The 18,242-nt window shown below is 60.9% G+C and carries 16 protein-coding genes; 7 read left to right on the top strand and 9 right to left on the bottom strand.

Going from position 1 to position 18,242, the window contains the following annotated elements:
• Positions 1–80 precede the first annotated feature (80 nt).
• Complete coding sequence (locus tag G5332_RS09375; protein ID WP_005340533.1) at positions 81–329, top strand: hypothetical protein; 249 nt, start codon at positions 81–83, stop codon at positions 327–329.
• A 62-nt stretch (positions 330–391) separates the two neighbouring features.
• Here G5332_RS09375 and rimJ read toward each other — a convergent pair whose 3' ends face one another.
• Positions 392–943: a ribosomal protein S5-alanine N-acetyltransferase gene (gene rimJ / locus G5332_RS09370; RefSeq protein ID WP_421311233.1), complete on the bottom strand. Its 552-nt coding sequence runs from the start codon at positions 941–943 to the stop codon at positions 392–394.
• Positions 943–1,497, bottom strand: coding sequence for a GNAT family N-acetyltransferase (locus tag G5332_RS09365; protein WP_005340529.1), 555 nt, complete (start codon positions 1,495–1,497; stop codon positions 943–945). The genes rimJ and G5332_RS09365 overlap by 1 nt, the downstream gene beginning before the upstream one ends.
• Positions 1,498–1,844: 347 nt before the next feature.
• On the opposite strand from G5332_RS09365, the gene G5332_RS09360 reads away from it, so the two are divergent.
• Positions 1,845–3,620 (top strand): M4 family metallopeptidase, encoded by a 1,776-nt coding sequence (locus G5332_RS09360; RefSeq protein WP_266134775.1) that lies wholly within the window; start codon positions 1,845–1,847, stop codon positions 3,618–3,620.
• A gap of 32 nt (positions 3,621–3,652) precedes the next feature.
• Here G5332_RS09360 and G5332_RS09355 read toward each other — a convergent pair whose 3' ends face one another.
• Complete coding sequence (locus G5332_RS09355) at positions 3,653–4,546, bottom strand: LysR family transcriptional regulator (protein ID WP_005340524.1); 894 nt, start codon at positions 4,544–4,546, stop codon at positions 3,653–3,655.
• A 92-nt stretch (positions 4,547–4,638) separates the two neighbouring features.
• Here G5332_RS09355 and mdtH point away from each other — a divergent pair, with 92 nt between their 5' ends.
• Positions 4,639–5,835 carry a multidrug efflux MFS transporter MdtH gene (mdtH, locus tag G5332_RS09350; RefSeq protein WP_421172242.1) on the top strand — a complete coding sequence of 399 codons (1,197 nt, stop codon included), beginning with the start codon at positions 4,639–4,641 and terminating at the stop codon, positions 5,833–5,835.
• A gap of 140 nt (positions 5,836–5,975) precedes the next feature.
• Positions 5,976–6,890 carry a bifunctional helix-turn-helix transcriptional regulator/GNAT family N-acetyltransferase gene (locus G5332_RS09345; protein ID WP_421311232.1) on the top strand — a complete coding sequence of 305 codons (915 nt, stop codon included), beginning with the start codon at positions 5,976–5,978 and terminating at the stop codon, positions 6,888–6,890.
• A gap of 43 nt (positions 6,891–6,933) precedes the next feature.
• On the opposite strand, the gene G5332_RS09340 is transcribed toward G5332_RS09345, so the two are convergent.
• The 5 genes from G5332_RS09340 to G5332_RS09320 all read right to left on the bottom strand — a co-directional run bounded on the left by G5332_RS09340 (position 6,934) and on the right by G5332_RS09320 (position 14,394).
• A complete protein-coding gene (locus G5332_RS09340; RefSeq protein WP_421172244.1) occupies positions 6,934–7,410 on the bottom strand; it encodes an ASCH domain-containing protein in 477 nt (158 codons plus the stop codon).
• Between the two features lie 57 nt (positions 7,411–7,467).
• Complete coding sequence (gene prfC, locus G5332_RS09335; protein ID WP_005349018.1) at positions 7,468–9,054, bottom strand: peptide chain release factor 3; 1,587 nt, start codon at positions 9,052–9,054, stop codon at positions 7,468–7,470.
• Positions 9,055–9,273: 219 nt separating this feature from the next.
• Complete coding sequence (locus G5332_RS09330) at positions 9,274–11,121, bottom strand: diguanylate cyclase (RefSeq protein WP_151286234.1); 1,848 nt, start codon at positions 11,119–11,121, stop codon at positions 9,274–9,276.
• 195 nt (positions 11,122–11,316) lie between these two features.
• The gene (gene viaA, locus G5332_RS09325) at positions 11,317–12,771 is read right to left on the bottom strand and encodes an ATPase RavA stimulator ViaA (RefSeq protein WP_421172245.1); all 1,455 of its coding nucleotides are present in this window, start codon (positions 12,769–12,771) and stop codon (positions 11,317–11,319) included.
• A 9-nt stretch (positions 12,772–12,780) separates the two neighbouring features.
• Entirely contained in the window at positions 12,781–14,394 is a 1,614-nt protein-coding gene (locus G5332_RS09320) for an ATPase RavA domain-containing protein (RefSeq protein ID WP_216952885.1), read from the bottom strand.
• Between the two features lie 313 nt (positions 14,395–14,707).
• On the opposite strand from G5332_RS09320, the gene G5332_RS09315 reads away from it, so the two are divergent.
• Together G5332_RS09315 and rimI are read left to right on the top strand one after the other, a co-directional pair.
• Positions 14,708–15,142 carry a DNA polymerase III subunit psi gene (locus G5332_RS09315; RefSeq protein WP_421249538.1) on the top strand — a complete coding sequence of 145 codons (435 nt, stop codon included), beginning with the start codon at positions 14,708–14,710 and terminating at the stop codon, positions 15,140–15,142.
• Between the two features lie 109 nt (positions 15,143–15,251).
• Positions 15,252–15,701: a ribosomal protein S18-alanine N-acetyltransferase gene (gene rimI / locus G5332_RS09310; protein ID WP_216952883.1), complete on the top strand. Its 450-nt coding sequence runs from the start codon at positions 15,252–15,254 to the stop codon at positions 15,699–15,701.
• A 7-nt stretch (positions 15,702–15,708) separates the two neighbouring features.
• On the opposite strand, the gene G5332_RS09305 is transcribed toward rimI, so the two are convergent.
• Positions 15,709–16,209: a hypothetical protein gene (locus tag G5332_RS09305; protein WP_406596058.1), complete on the bottom strand. Its 501-nt coding sequence runs from the start codon at positions 16,207–16,209 to the stop codon at positions 15,709–15,711.
• A 227-nt stretch (positions 16,210–16,436) separates the two neighbouring features.
• Here G5332_RS09305 and G5332_RS09300 point away from each other — a divergent pair, with 227 nt between their 5' ends.
• The gene (locus tag G5332_RS09300) at positions 16,437–18,227 is read left to right on the top strand and encodes an AMP-dependent synthetase/ligase (protein WP_421172246.1); all 1,791 of its coding nucleotides are present in this window, start codon (positions 16,437–16,439) and stop codon (positions 18,225–18,227) included.
• Positions 18,228–18,242: the final 15 nt, after the last annotated feature.

Genomic DNA, 18,242 nt, shown 5'->3' with positions numbered 1-18,242 from the left:
TCTTGTTTCAATACCGGGCAACGGTGGGCGCTGTGATGGTTGCACAGACCATCTCTCCATATTTATTTGAGGGAATGCACATGAACAAAGTACTGGTAGCCGGTATCCTGGGTCTGATGTTGACTGCTTGCGGTCAGAAAGAAGAAAAAGCTGCCGCTCCTGCTGCTGCTCCGGCCGCCGAAGTTGCTGCCACTGTAGAAAAAGCCGCTAGCGAAGCCACCTCTACCGTAGAGAAGGCCACCTCCGAAGCGACTGCAACCGTAGAAAAAGCTGCTACCGAAGCCGCTACCAAGGTTGAAGCTGCAGTGAGCGATGCCAAGGCCAACTAAGCCTGCACCTCATTCGAAGACGGGTCCGAAGGCAACTTCGGGCCCGTTTTTTTATCTGTCGCTCAGGGGGCCGGATTAATCAGCGAGGTGAGGATGTGATCCTCCCAGCGACCATTGATCATCAGATACGCCCGCGCGAATCCCTCCCGCTCGAAGCCGAGCCGCTCCAGCAAGGCGCCACTGCGCTGATTGGCTGGCATATAGCAAGCCATGATGCGATGCAGATCGTGCTCCCGAAACAGGTAGTCGATGGCGACTGACAGCACCTCTCCCATCATCCCCTGTCCCTGATGCTGCTGGTCGATGGCATAGCCCAGATGACACGCCTGGAAGACCCCCATCAGGATATTGCTGAAGTTGCAGGTGGCGATCACCCGCTCGCCAGCCGGATCGAGGGCCACCAGATTGACGCCGGTGCCGTTGAAGAACTGGCTGTAGCTGTCCTGCAGCCGGGCATGCCAGTACGAGAGGGTGTAAAAGTGCTCGTCCCGAAGCGGCTCCCAACGGGCGAGATGGGCACGGTTGCGCTGGTAGAAGTCGAGCATCATGGGGGCCTGATCCGGCGACAGTATGGTCAGGTGGGTACGAGCCGTCTTGATATGTGGCAGCGTCATCAGGACTCCCTCTGTCTTAGCCACTCATCGCGCAGCAGGCTGTAGTGGGCGTGGTCCACAATCCGGTTGCCCAGCCGCTCTGCGCGCCGGGTCACCCCCTCCAGCTGCATCCCGAGCCGCTCACAAACAGCCCTGCTGGGCTCGTTATCGGTGGCGGCGCTGATCTCCACCTTCTCCATCCCCATCTCTTCGAAGGCGTGGTGGATCAGGGCCTGACAGGCCCGGGTGATGATGCCGTTACCCTGCCAGCGCTCCGCCAGCCAGTAACCGATGACCACCTTGCCAAGGTCGTGATCGATGCTGTTGTAACCGATTACGCCGACCACCTCCCCCTGATACTCGATGGCGGTGGTGAGCCCTTCGCCCCGGGCGAACTTCTCGATAGCACTGCGAATGAAGAGGGCGCTGTCGACGGGGCGCTGGATCAGTGGCGGCCAGGGTAGCCACTGGGAGAGGTACTCCCGGTTGTCATTGCAGAGGGCAAACAGTTCGCTCGCCATATCGGGCTGCAAGAAGAGCAGCGCAAGCTCGTCGTCCAACTGCCATGAAAACATGGGATTCTCCTTTCAAATCAGTGATCAAATCGCTAACCAGCACCCAATGTAGCCAATCGCCACTGGCCGCGCCAGCCACTTTTACGGCCCTCCTCCGACAGGCTTCGCAGAGGGTGACAGCTCACGCTCTCTCCTCCCTCAAAAGAGGAGGGTGGGTGTCTGAAACCGGATAATGCTCTCCACATGACGCCGATAAATGCCCCCCAAACGGCACTTTGGCAGATCCTGCTACCCCTTTGTGCTGCGCTGTCACTTTTGACAGGGGGCACTTTCCCCCACCGGCACTAGCTTCAAAACGCCCGACCTTCGGTCGGTTTATCAACCTCATCGATTTAAGGAAAGAAGAGATGAATAAAATTTATCTGGCCGTTGCGCTGGCCTGCTGGGGAAGCGCCGCACTGGCGGCGCAAGAGGTAGAGATCAACGTAACGGCAAACGGCATCCGGGCCATGACAGGCCTCAGTGCCGCGAGTGGTACCTTGCAGCTGGAAGATGGCGAGTTTCGTCAGGTGCGGGTGGTCAAGCTGCCCAATGGCCAGCAGCGGATCCGCTACGAGCAGGTCTGGAACGGCATCCCGGTAATGGGTCAGGTGGTGGTAGCTGACAAGAGCCTGAACGGCCAGCTGCAACAAGCCAGCGGGCGCATGCTGCGCCAGATCGATCAGGATGTGGCAAGCCCGGTCGCCACCCTCTCGCCACAGGATGCCGCCAGCAAGGCCAAGGCGGGCAGCAAGGGGAGCAACGAGCAGGTCAAACTCTACGTGATGCAGGATGAGAACGGGCTGGCCCGGCTGGTTTATCAGGTCTCCTTCATCGCCGAAGGTGACAAGCCGAGCCGCCCCTTCGTCATTCTTGATGCCCAGAGCGGTGAGGAGCTCAAACGCTGGGAGGGGATCAACCACAAGGACGCCAGCGGCCCGGGGGGCAACATCAAGACCGGCAAATACGTCTACGGCACCGACTTTGGCCCGCTCATCGTGGATGACAACTGCCGGATGACCAGCCCCAACGTCGATACCATCAACCTCAACCACGCCACCTCAGGCGGTGCCATCCACCAGTTCACCTGCCCGGAGAACCGGGTCAAGGAGATCAACGGCGCCTATTCGCCCCTCAACGACGCCCACTACTTCGGCAACGTGGTGTTCGACATGTACCGCAACTGGTACAACACGGCGCCCCTCACCTTCAAACTGAAGATGCGGGTTCACTACAGCAAGAATTACGAGAACGCCTTCTGGGATGGCAGCCAGATGACCTTCGGTGACGGCGCTACCACCTTCCACCCGCTGGTGAGCCTTGATGTGGCGGCTCACGAGGTGAGCCACGGCTTTACCGAACAGAACTCCGGGCTGATCTATTCAGGACAATCCGGCGGCATCAACGAGGCCTTCTCCGATATGGCGGGTGAAGCGGCCGAGTTCTACATGAAGGGGAGCAACGACTGGCTGGTCGGCGCCCAGATCTTCAAGGGCAACGGCTCCCTGCGCTACTTCGAGGATCCGACCCGGGATGGCAGGTCCATCGGCCATGCGGCGGATTATCAGGAGGGGATGGATGTACACCACAGCTCCGGGGTCTATAACCGCGCCTTCTACCTGCTCGCCACCAGCAGTGGCTGGAACACCCGCAAGGCATTTGAAGTCTTCTTGCTGGCCAACCGCCTCTACTGGGGCGCCAACACCAACTATCAGCAAGGGGCCTGCGGCGTCAGCCGGGCGACCGCCGATCTGGGTTACAGTCAGGCGGATGTGGCACGGGCCTTCCAGACCGTCGGGGTCGATGCCAGCTGCGGCAGCACGCCGCCACCGAGCGACAACGTGCTGCAAAACGGCGTGCCGGTGAGCAACCTCGCCGCCAGCAAGGGTGGCAAACTCAACTACACCCTGAACGTACCGGCGGGCACCAGGTCGCTGCAGATCAGCAGCAGCGGCGGTACCGGTGATGCCGACCTCTACGTCCGCTTTGGCAGCGCCCCCACCAGCAGCAGTTACGACTGCCGCCCCTACAAGGGGGGCAATAACGAAAGCTGCTCGTTCACCAATCCCAAGGCGGGCACCTGGCATGTGCAGCTGTCAGGGTTTGCAGCGTTCAGTGGCGTGACCCTCAAGGCCAGCTACTGATCCACCCGGTGCGGGCCTTGTCCCGCATCGCTCTACTCATTGCGCCACCGTTTCGCCAGCGTGCGGGCGGTGGCCAACACGGTTTCCCGGGCCGGGTTGGGCCGCTTGCCACCTCGCCAAGCCATCATCACATCCCAATGCTCTTGCGGCAGATTGCGCACATCGAGCCTGACCAGCCGCCCCACCTCCAGATCCCGCTTGATGGCCAGCTCCGGCATCAGGGTGATAAACCCGTGTTCCAGCGCCAGATCCCGCGCCGCACTGGCGGGCTGCACCGCATGCAGGGGGCTGGCGGCCCGCCGCAGCCGCCGCAACTGCTGGATAAAGACGTCACACCCCGGCCCCCATACCTGAGGCGCCAGCCGCTGGTCGGCAATATCCTCCAGGGTGAGGCCGTGACAACCGGCCAGCGGATGCAATGGCGAGGCGATAGCGATAATGGGGGAGCAGCAAAGCAGCTCCATCTGCAGGCCCGCAACCGGCGGACGCTTGAGTACAAAGCCGATATCGGCCTCGCCAGTCAGCAGCGACTGCATGATCTCGCCGGAGTGATCCGTGGTGCAGCGGATCTCGAACGGCTCATCCACCAGCTCCATCAACAGCGAGCCAAACACCACCGAGGTGAGCGAAGGGAGGCTGGAGAGACGGATACAGGGCAGTGCAGGTGCCCCCTGCAGTGCCAACCGTCCTTCACTCAGAGTGGCCAGCGCCGAGCGGGCGGCAGGGAGAAACTCCTCGCAGGCACGGGTCGGCGTCACCCCGCGCCGATGACGCTGAAACAGCGGTGCCCCGAGGCTCTCCTCCAGCTGGGCAATCCGCTGGCTCACCAGCGGCTGTGACCAGCCACGAATGGCCGCCGCCTGACTGAAGCTGCCCAGCTCGGCCACATCCAGCAGCAGTTGCAGATCGTCCAGATCCATAGACATAAATAATCCTGATATGAAATATAGGTAGTTGTCGTCTACCACTATATCTAAACCCTCTCCAGAATGAAGGTATCTGTGAATGAGAGGGCGTTATGGTCGATAGGGCGAGGTTTTGGGGACGCTGGTTTCTGGCGCTGGATACCACACTGGTGATCCTGGGTTTCTTTGTGGTGATGCCGATGATCAGCCTGCGCTTCGTCGATCAACTCGGCTGGGCCGCCGGTCTGGTGGGGCTGGCCCTCGGCCTGCGCCAGCTGACCCAGCAGGGACTGGGGATCTTCGGCGGCTCCCTCGCCGACCGCTTCGGCGCCCGCCCGCTCATCGTCACCGGCATGTTGCTGCGCGCCGTCGGCTTTGCCACCCTGGCCTGGGCCGACAGCGGCGCCATGCTGATCTTCTCCTGCTTCCTCTCCGGACTGGGCGGTTGCCTGTTCGATCCGCCACGGGCCGCACTGGTGATCAAATTTACCCGTCCCCATGAGCGGGGCCGCTTTATCTCCCTGCTGATGATGCTGGAGAGCGCGGGAGCCGTCACCGGTGCCCTGCTAGGCAGCTGGCTGCTGCGCTTTGACTTCACCTATGTCTGCCTGCTGGGTGCCGGGCTCTTCACCCTGGCGGCTCTCTGCAACTGGACCCTGCTGCCCGCCTACCGCCTCTCGGTCAAACCGACTCCGATGCGTGAAGGGTTGGGGCAGGTGCTGGCGGATCGCGCCTTCTGCCGACTGGTGCTGATCCTGAGCGGCTACTACATGCTGTGGGTACAGGTGATGCTTATTTTCCCCATTCTGGTCAAGCAGCTCTCCGGCACCACCACGGCGGTGGGCTGGATGTACAGCCTGGAAACGGCGCTGTCGCTGGCGCTGCTCTACCCTATCGCCCGTTTTAGCGAGCGGCGCTATCGGCTGGAGAGCCGGCTGATGGCGGGTATCCTGCTGATGACGGTGGGGATCGGGCTGGTCGCCTTTGTCAGCACCCTCTCCGGCATCTTCGTGCTGCTGGCCTGCTTCTATCTGGGGATTATCATCTGTGAACCGGCCCGGGAGACCCTGATGACCCGGCTGGCCAACCCCACAGCCCGCGGCAGCTACATGGGCTTCAGCCGCCTCGGACTGGCGCTGGGGGGCATGACCGGCTATGTGGGCGGTGGCTCCCTCTATGACTTCTCGCTGCAACAGGGACAACCGGCCCTCCCCTGGCTGGTGCTGGGCACCATAGGCGTCGCCACCATGTTGCTGCTCTCCCGCTGCTTCTCCCGCCGCCCGGAGCTGGCTATCAGAGCCGCCGCCTGACGCCCCCCCCTGCCTACGGCAGCCCCGCTAACGGTGCTGCCGCTTACCCTATATTCTGCAAGCCATCACAGCAAAAGGTTGCGAATTACAACTTTTACGCTATTTTAGTTGTCATGCACAACTAAAAAGGAAACCACGATATGGATCCCCGTCCCCTGCGCGCCCTGTCGCGCGATCTGGTTCGCGAACTCGGCATGCTCTCCCAGCAGTGCGGCAATCTGGCACTCACCCCCATCGAGGCTCACCTGCTGATCGAGCTGGAAAACGCCCCGGCCACCAATCAGCAGCTGGCAGAAAAGCTGCACATCGACAAATCCAACGCCAGCCGTCCGCTGGCACGCCTCGCCGAGCGGGAGCTTATCAGCTGGCACCCGCACCCCTCCGACGGCCGCAGCAAGGAGGCCCGCCTCACCGTCAACGGTCAGGGGATGCTGCTGGAGTTGCACCGGGAGATGGACGGGGCGATGGAAGAGATGCTGGCGCAGTTGAGCTTGCCCGAGCGGGAGCAGTTGTGGCAAGGGTTACGTCTCTATCGCAGCGCCCTCTCCCGCGCCCGTCGCCAGCGGGGTTACCAGATCCGCCCCATCACGGCGGCGGACAATGCCCAGATCGCCTTGGTGATCCGCGCCGTCTCGGCCGAATATGACCTCACCGCCGACAAAGGGTATGGGGTCTCGGATCCCAATCTCGACACCCTCTCCCAGAGCTATCAGGGGGAGAAGAGCCGCTACTGGGTTATCGAAGGGCCGGACGGTTCCATCCTCGGCGGTGGTGGTATCGCGCCATTGGCGGGAGAAGAGGGAGTCTGCGAGCTGCAGAAGATGTACTTTATGCCCGCCCTGCGCGGACTGGGCCTTGGCAAGCGGCTGGTGTTGCAGGCACTGGATGCCGCTCGTGGTTTGGGCTATCGCCGCTGCTATCTGGAGACCACTGAGGTACTGCGCGAAGCCACCAGCCTCTATGAATCACTGGGCTTTGAACACCTGCCCGGCCCCCTTGGCTGCACCGGCCACGGGGATTGTGAGATCTGCATGGTGTTAGACCTAGCGCTCTAAAGTGATAGCGGCAAGCAGGAGTCTCCCCTGCTTGCCGCTTCGTTTACTGCGGCAGCGCCACTACCCGGAATCGCTCCAGCACCAGCGTGGCGTGCTCATCAAATTCTCTCCCTTCCGCCTTCATCTCGCGTTCGAAGAAAGCCTTGTGCGCCTCGTGCCACCAAGCCAAAGAGCCATCTCCCTCCCCTTCCTCGGCGGCAAACGCAGCATCAATCTCATCGAATGGACACAAGGTGACTGACACCAGTTCAACCAGAGCCTTGGGCAGACCACTCCAGTCGGTTACCACCAGTAGGTCCCCCTGTTCCGGCATCCGCTCGCCCTTCTCCAGATACCAGTAAGCGAGGCTACAGGTTGCTCGCTTGCGGCATGCTGCTACCAGCGCGGCACAGAGGTTGGCATTGTGTGCATCAGCACAGAAGTAGTCCGCTGAGACATGACGAGCCCGTGCTGCCACCGGCAGGGATAACAGATAACTCTCAGCCAGAGCCGAGCAGGCAGGATTCATCGATTCAACCATCACCTCTCCTTGATGCATAAAAAAATCCCGCCATCTGGCGGGATTTGGTAAGCAGTATCAGTGCTCGCGAGTCTGGCGGAACTCCACGTCGGGGTGACGCTCCTGTGCCAGGCGCAGGTTGACCATGGTCGGCGCGATATAGGTGAGGTTGTCACCGCCATCGAGGGCCAGGTTGACCTCGTTCTTGCGCTTGAACTCTTCGAACTTCTTGACGTCGGTCCCTTCCACCCAGCGGGCGGTGGAGACGTTGACCGCCTCGTAGATGGCCTCGACGTTGTACTCGCTCTTCAGACGAGAAACCACCACGTCAAACTGCAGCACACCGACCGCACCGACGATGAGATCGTTGCTGATCAGCGGACGGAACACCTGTACCGCACCCTCTTCGGAGAGCTGGACCAGCCCCTTGAGCAGCTGCTTCTGCTTGAGCGGATCGCGCAGGCGGATGCGGCGGAACAGTTCCGGTGCAAAGTTCGGGATACCGGTGAACTTGAGATCCTCACCCTGGGTGAAGGTGTCGCCGATCTGGATGGTACCGTGGTTGTGCAGACCGATGATGTCACCGGCGAAGGCGTCTTCCGCCTGCTCACGGTCACCGGCCATAAAGGTCACGGCATCGGAGATGTTCACATCCTTGCCGATACGCACGTGGCGCATCTTCATGCCCTTGCTGTAAGTACCTGACACGATACGCATAAAAGCGATACGGTCACGGTGCTTCGGATCCATGTTTGCCTGGATCTTGAATACGAAACCGGAGAACTTCTCCTCGGTCGCCACCACTTCGCGGCTCTCGGCCTTGCGCGGCATAGGAGACGGCGCCCAGTCAGTCAGGCCATCCAGCATGTGGTCAACACCGAAGTTACCCAGTGCGGTACCGAAGAAGACCGGGGTCATCTCGCCAGCGATAAAGGCATCGTGATCGAACTCGGGAGAGGCGCCCTGCACCAGCTCCAGCTCGTCACGCAGTTGCCGGGCCAGATCTTCGCCGACGGCGGCATCCAGATCCGGGTTGTTCAGCCCCTTGACTACACGCTTCTCCTGAATGGTGTGGCCCTGACCGCTCTGGTAGAGATAGGTCTCATCCTTGTAGAGGTGATAGACACCCTTGAAGGATTTGCCACAGCCGATTGGCCAGGTGATCGGGGCGCACATGATCTTCAGCTCGCGCTCCACCTCGTCCATCACTTCCATCGGATCGCGCACTTCGCGGTCCAGCTTGTTCATGAAGGTGAGGATAGGGGTATCACGCAGACGGGTCACTTCCATCAGCTTGCGGGTCCGGTCTTCAACACCCTTGGCGGCATCGATGACCATCAGGCAGCAGTCGACCGCGGTCAGGGTACGGTAGGTATCTTCAGAGAAGTCCTCGTGACCCGGGGTATCGAGCAGGTTGACCAGACAATCGGCATAGGGGAACTGCATCACCGAGGTGGTGATGGAGATACCACGCTGCTTCTCCATCTCCATCCAGTCGGATTTGGCGTGCTGGCCCGAGCCACGGCCCTTGACGGTACCGGCGCGCTGAATGGCCTGTCCGAACAGCAGGACTTTTTCAGTGATGGTGGTTTTACCCGCATCCGGGTGCGAAATGATCGCAAAAGTGCGTCTCTTGGAGACTTCACTCAGAAATTCAGCTGACATAATTCAACGTTCTTCTATTGAGCGGTGGCATCAGCCACCGTGGGAATAAATCCGGAATGCCGCTCACGGCACATGTATACGCAACGAAAGCCACGCCAGCTGGCGTGTTGCCAACCTGGTGGAGAGAGGGAGGAGGGTTGCGTTACATGGGTCTTATCGCCTGAGTCAAAGCAAAATTGCGCGACATTATACCCGCGCGAGTGAAAAATACCCAGTCCGTCAGTCGTCTGTTTCCACCCGGTTGCGCCCGGCCCCCTTTGCCCGGTAGAGAGCCTCATCCGCACGCCGGATCAACGCGGCCAGATCCTGATCATCATCGCGCTGGCAGGCACACCCGATGCTGATGGTCACCGGATGGGACAAACCGGGCAACGCCCGTTGGCCGACCCTGGCGCGGATCCGCTCAGCCAAACGGGACGCCTCCTCCAGCCCCGTCTCCGGCAGCAGTGCTAAAAACTCCTCTCCACCGGTACGGCCCAGCAGATCCTGCTGCCGCAACTCTCTTGCCACCATTCTGGATACCCACTGCAGTACCCGATCGCCCTGATGATGACCCAGCGAATCGTTGATCCGCTTGAAGTGATCGATATCAAAAAGCAGCAGAGAAAAGGGCATTTGCTGCCTGCGGGCCAGCTCAAAGTGCTCGCGCCCATCCACCAGCACCCGACGCCGGTTATCGATACCGGTCAGCTCATCGGTAAAGGCCAACCGATGCATCCGACGATTGCGCTCCAGCAACCACCTCATCGTCAGCAGAGCCACTCCACCGCAGAGCACCATCACCACCAGCAACCAGAAGCGACGCTCCTTGATCTGCGCCAGCTCCTGCCGCTGCAACTGCTGCTCGACCCGCAACCGCTTGTTCTCTTCCGCCTGGCGGGTCAGTTCAAACTGGCCGCGCACCCAGGCTGTACTCTGCTCTCGCTGCATCTGGTCGAGGCGCTGCTCTTGCACCAAATGATCCCGCAAGGCCGCCAGCGCAGCCGGATAGTCCCCTTGCAGCTCGAATGCTTCGCTGCGCACTGCGTAGAGATCCATCAGGTAACGAGTGTGCCCCTCAGCCTTCAGGATCGGTTCAATCTTCGCCAGTGCGCTCAAGGCCGGGGCCGGATCCCGCATTTTCACCTGCAGTTTGGCCATTACCAGCTCGAGATGGGCGTGGAGGATAGGATCAACTTCAGGGGTGAGCACGCCTGCTGCCTGCGCCAGCAAGCGTCCGGCCTGCTCCAGGCGCGCCAGACCGAGCAGAGCCTCCGCCAGCATCACTTGACGATCCGCATGTTCAATCCGGTACTCGGGTTGTTGCAAAAAGGCGAGACTACGTTCGAGCTCCTGCTGCGCTTCCTGATAGCGCCCCGTCTCCAGATAGACCAGAGCCAGCTGCTCTCTCATCCTGGCCAAACCGAACCCGTCATGGTTGTGGGCAAAGTGTTCATGCAACCGGTTCAGGGTAGTGAGAGCCTCGGCATAGAGACCCATGCGGCGAAACGCGGCGGCAATCTCGAGCTGCGCCCGGTTATACCAGGTGGTCAATCCCAACCGTTCGTAGATGTCGTGCGCCCTAGTGAGATCCACCAGCCCCTGCCCTGACGCCCCCTGAAACGACAACATGGCTCCCCGGTGGGACAGCGCCAGCGCCTCCAGCTTGAGCACAGCGGCCTCCCCTGCCAACCGCAGCCCCTCATCATAATCCCGACGGGCTTGTGCCACCTCGCCGAGCAGCTGATTGAACCAGCCACGACAGATGAGCAACTCGGCAATGGCTGCGTCATCTCCCCGTTGTTGAGCCAGCACCAGTTGGCTGTCGGCATACGCAATCGCACGGCGAGACGCCTGGATGTCATCGGCAGATTGGGCCCAGCAAGCCAGACGACTGATCCGCATCAGCTGGGACGGTGGATAGTCGCTGCCATCCCGCAGCAAGCGAGCAACGCGCTCCCGCAGCAACTCGATAGGCTGATGGACCTGCTCCATCTCCTCCAGTTCATTTTCCAACTGCTCGGGGGACAAGGGTCTGGCTGCCAGCCCGAATACCGCCAGCAACAGCAGCAAGGCAAGTCGGCTCATAAACACTCCGGATGAATGGGGAAAGAGCAGCAGGCGACCCGATACCGGAAAATCACCCTGTAACAACGGCTGTAAAGGCTACCGCAAGGAGAGAGGACTTGAATGGGTTTCATCTCACATTTTACAGCAATATCATAACGTTGGAATGAGGAGGGGGATACAGAGCGAAAGAGGGGGCTGGCTCCCTCCCGGTAACTAATGATGCTGCCAGCGCCGCAGTAGCCGGCCGCGCAGACCGCAATCGAGCAGCCAGCTGTTGTCAAAGACCCGCAACAGTGCCGGTTTGGCGTGCCGGGACATGGCCACTGCGTGAAAGCGGGTCTGGCGCTGGCGATAGCGGTTCATCTGCTCGAGCAGGGCATGGGGCAGACTCTGAGCGATAAAGTCCGAAATAACCAGCACATCTGCCTTGGCAAAGGCAGGATCATCGAGTTTGACCAGCGCCTTCTCCAGACAAGGCACCAGATCGGTACCACCGTGAAAGCTCATGGAGAGGAAGCGCTCCGCCTTGTCCAGTCCGGTATCGGCGGTGATCTCAAGGGTCGCCACCTCGGTAGAGAAGAGCATCAGGTAGCAACCGCGCTTCTCATCCATCGCCACCTTGAGCAGCGCAAGAAAGAGTGCCTTGGCACACTCCTCGGGATAGCCCCCCATGGAGCCGGAGGTATCGACACAGACGATAAAGGGGCCCCGCTGCTGCAACTGCTGCCCCCCCTGCTCCGGGGTGCGCAGCATGATGCGCTGGCGCGGCAAGGTGCCGCGTGACTGGTAACTGAGCAGGCGCCGCTCCAGATAGCGGCGGTAGAACTCCAGCTCCAGCTCCGGCAGCCCCAGCATCACCGCCTCGCTTGGCAGTAGCCGCATCAGGTCGCTCGCCTGGTGGATGCCCACCAGGTCGTCCGGCACATCGTCGCTGGGGGCGGGCTCCAGCTCCAGCACCTGAACCGGTGGCACCGGCTGCTCCTGCGCCCGGCGATCCCGCTCGCTGCGCCCGAGCAGAGCGGCAATCTCCGCCAGCAAGGGCTCGCGCTGCAACATACGGGCGTATTGCTTGACCAGCACCAGACTGCGTTTGTGCCAGTGCCCCTGCGCCAGATCCCAAAGACCACCGGCTGAGATCTGGTTCGGATCGAGGGCATCGGCCAGGGTGCGGCTCGCCAGCAGCTGATCTTCAATCTCCTGACGCTGCTTCTCCCGCTCCGCCTCGGCGATCTGCTGCTGCAGTTGCAGCAGGCTCCCCACCAGACTGGCGCGCCACTTATCGATAAAGAGCTGGCGCAGCCCCTCGGTGGGGTGAGCCATCAGCTGGCGAACCAGCGAACGGGCCTCACCGGCAAAGGGGCTGTAGTGATCCAGCGACTCCAGCAGGGCGGGCAAACGGCCTATCAGTTCGGTCATCGGCAACTGCCGGTGCGCCTGATAGAGCAGGTACTCCTGCTCCAGCGCCACCGGCACCGGCTTGTGACGGATCTCCTCGCCAAGCTGCTCACCCCAGCTCTGCAGGCGCTTTTTCAGCAGCTTGCCCTGCAGCGGGGAGCGCTTGATGAACTCGGAGATCTTGGGCGACGCAGCAAGCAAAAGAGCCACCTCCCCTGCCAGCTCCCCTTCACCGATCAGGAGCCCCAGATCCAGCATGCCAATCTCAAGCATGAGCGCTCCTTACTCGTCCAGCCTTGGCAACCGCTCGCGCCACTGTGTCAGCTCGCCGCGCAGCAGTTCAAGATCCCGGCTCAGCACGAAGAAGCTGTCTTCCACCTGTTGCAGCCAGCGCTGGGCAATAAAGAGGTGCTGCCGATGACGATCGAACAGAGTGCGCTGCTGTTTAAGCTCCTGCACCACCTTGCCAACCTGGGCAAGCAGCTCATCGAGCGCTTGCAGCCAGGGCTCCAGCACCACCTCAGGGATGGCGTTGCGCTCCATCAATACCAGCGGGATCTGCTGGCGCTGGATATCGAGCACCTGCAGGCGCAGCTCATCGTCAAGTACCAGCTCGTAGTGTCCCTCTTTCGGGTTGCCATATTGATAACCCACCAGCGCCTCACCGGTCGGATGCCAATGGGAAAGCAGGGTACGATCGAACACCAGGGTGCTGGTGAGACGCTCGGGATCGCTGCCATCCAGCGGGGCCGGGGTGAGCAGATGGAAGTGCACCTGCTTGCCAAAGGGTCTGGCGTTGGCGAGCGGGATCTCGATCCCCCTCGCCCGTCTGCCAAACCACTGCTTGCGCTTGCGCGCCTTGCAGCAGAGACGCTGGGCCACGCCCTGTTTGAGCTGTTTGAATTGATCCCGCAGGGCAAGCAGCTGGCGGGTCAAGGCCAGTTGCTGATAACCGTAGAGACGGGAGAACTCGGTCATCATCTCCAGCAGGGCGGTGCGGGACTCCTCGTCGTGCCAGAGACAATCCTTGAACAGCAGCAGATCTACCGGTGCGACCTCATCGCGGCCATTGAAGAAGGCACTCGCCTTGATGAGCCGTACCGCCTTCTTCCAGCGGCGATCCGACACATAGCAGCGATGGGCCAGCTGACTGTCGAGCTGCTGGCGCAGCTGATAGATAAGTTCGAAACAGGCATCCGGCAGGCGCACCTGCTCAATCTGGCTCTGCCACTGCTCGTACTCATCCCCCCGGATCTGCAGGGATTCCGGCAGATTCTGGTGGGCGTGACCGTCGCTGGCCAGCATGGATTGAAAGTTGGCTTTCTCCTGCACCCGGTCCATCCAGATCCGCACCAGCATCCGGTCGTAGAGCGCTTCCAGCCCGCTGTCCGGCGCCGGCAGCTCGTTGGAGGCGGTCACCAGCAGCCGCATGGGGATGGGATGCTGGCTATCACCATTGCGGAACTGCCGTTCGTTGATGGCGGTGAGCAGGGTGTTGAGAATGGCGGGACCCGCCTTCCAGATCTCGTCGAGGAACACCACCTCAGCCTCCGGCAGATAGCCGGCAGTGAGGCGCAGGTATTTGCCATCCTCTTTCAGCGCCTGAATGGAGAGGGGGCCAAATACCTCCTCCGGTGTGCTGAAACGGGTCATCAGATATTCAAAGTGGCGGGCGTCGTGAAAGGCCAGCTTGAGGCGACGGGCAATCAGACTCTTGGCGATACCGGGTGGCCCCAGCAAGAAGACACTCTCACCGCTGAGGGCTGCCAGCAGACCGAGGCGCAGGGCATCCTGCCGTTCATAAAGCCCCTCACCAAGGGCTGCCAGCAGCCGGGGCAGGCGCTCCTGGATGGGAATAAGACGCGCAGGGTTCTGGGCTTGAGCTAAAGACGACATAGAGAGTGTTCCGAAGCTGGGATGATGTTAGCCCCAAGGCGTGATATCCATTTGCTCGACCTTGGGTTTTGTCTTGTTATGATGTTTATTCTGGTATCTCTTGCCGCACAATACCCGCCTCTGGCAGGAAAAAACGCAAAGGCAGTGCGATACCGTATCGGCAGCGTGCTGCGCCCATGCATAGCCAGTGTCGTGATGGCACCATGCCCGCATGCGCCAGATGATGCGTTGCAAAGGGTGCAGCAAAAGCGGTTCGAGTGTACCCTGCGCAACACAATTTTCCCCAACGCAGATCAAGAGTGAGTCGCCCCAGATGCAAGATCCCGTTCGTCAGAGCATGTTGGCCCGCATGGGCATTCAAAGCTGGCAACTGCGTCGTCCGGCATTGCTGGGTGCAGATCTCGTACCCGAGCTTGCGCAAGATGCCGTGCAGCCCGACCAGACAGCACCGGCCACCCGCGCTCCGCTGCCCAGCGGCAAACTCTGGTTGCTGGCGCCTCAGCTGCCTGCCACCACGCTGCTGGCGGATATCTGCCAGCTGCTCGGCATGACCCCCGACGAGGTCTCACTGCTCAGCGAGCTGCCGCCTGCCAACCTGCAAACGGCGGATGCCTCACCGCTGCTCTGGCTGACGGAGGCCAACCCGGAACGACCCGATGCGTTGATCTGTCCGCTGGCCCCCAGTGCCGCACAAAAGCGCGCCCTGTGGCAACAACTACGCCGACACCTGGCGAACAGTACGACATGATCCTGCATCATGCCTTCAACGCCCTCTTGGAAGCCGCTCTTTTTACCTGATTTTACAAAAGTCGTCTTTGCCAACCCCGACATCCTCCACCCAGTCACCCGGAGTCAACATGCCTGAGTTTCGTCCCCTGCTCGAAGCCGATTTCGACCTTGTCTATCCCATAGAGCAGGCCGCCCACAAGGAGCCCTGGAGCCAGGCCAACCTGCTATCCTGCTTCGGTCCTCGCTATCTCAACGGCTTGATGCTGGTCGATGGTCGCCCGGCCGGCTTCTATATCTCGGATCTGGTGGCCGGAGACAGCTCGCTGATGAATATCTGTGTCCACCCCGAATTTCAGGGCAAGGGGTTGGGACGGACACTGCTGCAAGCCTACCTGACTCGCAGCAAACAAGCCGGGGCAGAGGCCTGGTTTCTCGAGGTGCGGGCAGGCAACCAGACCGCCATCAACCTCTACGAGAGCGCCGGCTTTGCCGAGTATTGCCGCCGCGCCGACTACTACGGCACCGGCAATGATCGGGAAGATGCGGTACTGATGTCCCGCCTGTTCGACTTCAGCTGATCCCGCCTCAATCGAGGGGGGCGTTATCCATCGCCGGATCCTGCAAGGAGAGAGTGGTGTGAACCACCGCCTCGAATCCTGCGGCGGAAAGCGGCATATAGAAGCCCCGCAGCCAGGTTTTCCCCGGCATCCATATCTGCTGTATATCCACCACTATCTTGATCGGTTTGAGGGGTTGACCCGGCTGCTGGATATAGATGCCGGGCGGTGTGGCCACCTTGGGAAAACGGCGCAGGATCTGTTCACTACCATCCCCCTTGCCCGGATTGAGCCGCACCTTGACCAATCGGCTCAACGGCACTCTCATCTCTTCACTGCGCCAGAAACGTTCGTTCAATGCCTTGCAGCGACGGCACTTGGGGGTCTCCAGCACATAGAGCAGCGGATAGCCCAGCGCCAATGCCTGCTGTTGGGCCTGCTGGTATCCCTCCGCCCCTTCATACCAGGGATTCGCAGGCTGCTGTGTCTTGCCCAGAAAGTACCAGGCCGCCCCGCCCCCCACCATCATGAGCACGATCACGGCCAATGCCCCTTTCATCCATAGATTCATATCGTTAACTCTCCCTTTGCTCCTTTGCAGTATCGGCCACTCTGCACAAAGGAAGAGCTATTTGCACTCTTTGTGATCCAAGACAAACAGCGAACACTTGTAAGCTGTAATCTTGGAGTTTAAACTCTAGCCCGATTTTTAGTGCCCTTGCGGGCGTACAACTGTAATTAAAGGATGTTTAACTGATGCCGAAGCTTCATCTGGTTCGACTGATGCGTGAACGTATTGCCCAACTTGGCAACAAGGCTGCCCTGCGGGTTCAGCAGGATGGCCAGTGGCGCGCCATCGGCTGGCGTACTCTGGGCCAGGCCATGGACTACTGCGCACAGGCGCTGATCCGTGCCGGCCACCAGCCCACCGAGATGGTCGGCATCTATGCCCGCAACATGCCGGAATGGACCCAGGCCGATCTCGGCATCTTGGCCGCCCGCGGCGTCAGCGTCCCTATCTATCCCACCAGCACCCTCGATCAGCTGCGCTACATCGTCAAAGATGCCGGCATCAAGGTGCTGTTCGTTGGCGAGCAACCCCAGTTCGATCAGGCGCTGAAACTGATTGAAAACGGCGAGATCCGCCAGATCGTCGCCCTCGATGGCAGCGTCAACCTGCGCGGCTGTGAGCAGGCGAGCCACTTCCAGACATTTCTGGTCTCCGGCAACCATCAACCCAGTGAGCAGGAGCTGCGCGAGCGGGAAACCCAGTACCGGATGGATGATCTGCTGACCCTGATCTACACCTCCGGCACCACAGGCGAGCCCAAGGGGGTCATGCTCGACTTCAACAACATCGCCGCCTGTTTCGAGATACACAACAGCCGCCTCGATCTGAACGAGCAGGATGTGTCGCTCTGCATGCTGCCGCTCAGCCACGTATTCGAGCGGGCCTGGAGCTACTACGTGCTCTATTGCGGCGCCGAGAACGTCTATATCCGCGATCCGCAGAAGGCGATGGATGTGATTGGCGAGGTGCAGCCGACCGTGATGTGCGCCGTGCCGCGCCTCTACGAGAAGGCCTATGCCATGATCCAGGCCAAAGTCGCTCAGGCTCCGGCTCTGCGGCGCGCCCTGTTTGGCTGGGCAACCCGTGTCGGCAAGCAGATGGTTGCCACCCGTCAGACGGGCAAGTCCGCTTCCCCGCTGCTCTACGGCCAGCTCTGGCTCGCCGAGCGACTGGTGTTTCGCAAGCTGCGCGCCCGCTTTGGCGGCCGCACCCGCTTCCTGCCGGTGGCGGGCGCCCGTCTGGCCGACGATGTGAACCTCTTCTTCCAGGCGATGGGGCTCAACCTCAAGTACGGCTACGGCATGACCGAGACCACTGCCACCGTCTGCTGCTACGAAGACAGCCAGTTCAAGCTCGGCTCCATCGGCACGGCACTGAACGGCATCGAAGTGAAGCTGGGTGAGAACAACGAGCTGCTGGTGCGCTCCCCCACAGTGATGCGCGGCTACTACAACAAGCCGGACGCCACCGCCGAAGTGATGACCGAGGATGGCTTCCTGCGTACCGGCGATGCCGGTGAGCTCGACAGCCAGGGCAATATCTACTTCACCGAGCGCCTCAAGGAGCTGATGAAGACCTCCAACGGCAAGTACGTGGCCCCGCAACTGGTGGAAGGGACCATCGGCAAGGATCGCTTTATCGAGCAGATCGCCATCGTCGCCGATGCCCGCCACTTCGTCTCGGCGTTGATCGTCCCCTGCTTCGAGTCGCTGGAGGAGTACGCCCGCTCCATCAACCTGCAGTACCAGTGCAAGACCGAGCTGCTGCGCCACTCCCGGGTAATGGAGTTCTTCGAAGCCCGCATCGCCGATCTGCAAAAAGAGCTGGCCAAGTTCGAGCAGGTGAAGAAGTTTACCCTGCTGCCGAGCGCCTTCTCCATGGAGCTGGGTGAGCTGACCCCCACCATGAAGCTGCGCCGCAAGATCATCGAGGCCAAGTACCAGAGCGAAATCGAGGCCATGTATAACCACGTCTGATATCGCTCAGGTTCA

It is taken from the genome of Aeromonas sp. 603757, from assembly GCF_049171255.1.
In the GTDB taxonomy this organism is placed as follows: domain Bacteria; phylum Pseudomonadota; class Gammaproteobacteria; order Enterobacterales; family Aeromonadaceae; genus Aeromonas; species Aeromonas veronii_A.
Note: the sequence above shows the minus strand (reverse complement) of the source record. Positions and strands in the feature narration are given on the sequence as shown.

Bases quoted from the DNA above. Each gene is read 5' to 3' on its own strand.
- G5332_RS09375 (WP_005340533.1), top strand. From the start codon at position 81: ATGAACAAAGTACTGGTAGCCGGTATCCTGGGTCTGATGTTGACTGCT.
- rimJ (WP_421311233.1), bottom strand. From the start codon at position 943: ATGACGCTGCCACATATCAAGACGGCTCGTACCCACCTGACCATACTG.
- G5332_RS09365 (WP_005340529.1), bottom strand. From the start codon at position 1,497: ATGTTTTCATGGCAGTTGGACGACGAGCTTGCGCTGCTCTTCTTGCAG.
- G5332_RS09360 (WP_266134775.1), top strand. From the start codon at position 1,845: ATGAATAAAATTTATCTGGCCGTTGCGCTGGCCTGCTGGGGAAGCGCC.
- G5332_RS09355 (WP_005340524.1), bottom strand. From the start codon at position 4,546: ATGTCTATGGATCTGGACGATCTGCAACTGCTGCTGGATGTGGCCGAG.
- mdtH (WP_421172242.1), top strand. From the start codon at position 4,639: ATGGTCGATAGGGCGAGGTTTTGGGGACGCTGGTTTCTGGCGCTGGAT.
- G5332_RS09345 (WP_421311232.1), top strand. From the start codon at position 5,976: ATGGATCCCCGTCCCCTGCGCGCCCTGTCGCGCGATCTGGTTCGCGAA.
- G5332_RS09340 (WP_421172244.1), bottom strand. From the start codon at position 7,410: ATGGTTGAATCGATGAATCCTGCCTGCTCGGCTCTGGCTGAGAGTTAT.
- prfC (WP_005349018.1), bottom strand. From the start codon at position 9,054: ATGTCAGCTGAATTTCTGAGTGAAGTCTCCAAGAGACGCACTTTTGCG.
- G5332_RS09330 (WP_151286234.1), bottom strand. From the start codon at position 11,121: ATGAGCCGACTTGCCTTGCTGCTGTTGCTGGCGGTATTCGGGCTGGCA.
- viaA (WP_421172245.1), bottom strand. From the start codon at position 12,771: ATGCTTGAGATTGGCATGCTGGATCTGGGGCTCCTGATCGGTGAAGGG.
- G5332_RS09320 (WP_216952885.1), bottom strand. From the start codon at position 14,394: ATGTCGTCTTTAGCTCAAGCCCAGAACCCTGCGCGTCTTATTCCCATC.
- G5332_RS09315 (WP_421249538.1), top strand. From the start codon at position 14,708: ATGCAAGATCCCGTTCGTCAGAGCATGTTGGCCCGCATGGGCATTCAA.
- rimI (WP_216952883.1), top strand. From the start codon at position 15,252: ATGCCTGAGTTTCGTCCCCTGCTCGAAGCCGATTTCGACCTTGTCTAT.
- G5332_RS09305 (WP_406596058.1), bottom strand. From the start codon at position 16,209: ATGATGGTGGGGGGCGGGGCGGCCTGGTACTTTCTGGGCAAGACACAG.
- G5332_RS09300 (WP_421172246.1), top strand. From the start codon at position 16,437: ATGCCGAAGCTTCATCTGGTTCGACTGATGCGTGAACGTATTGCCCAA.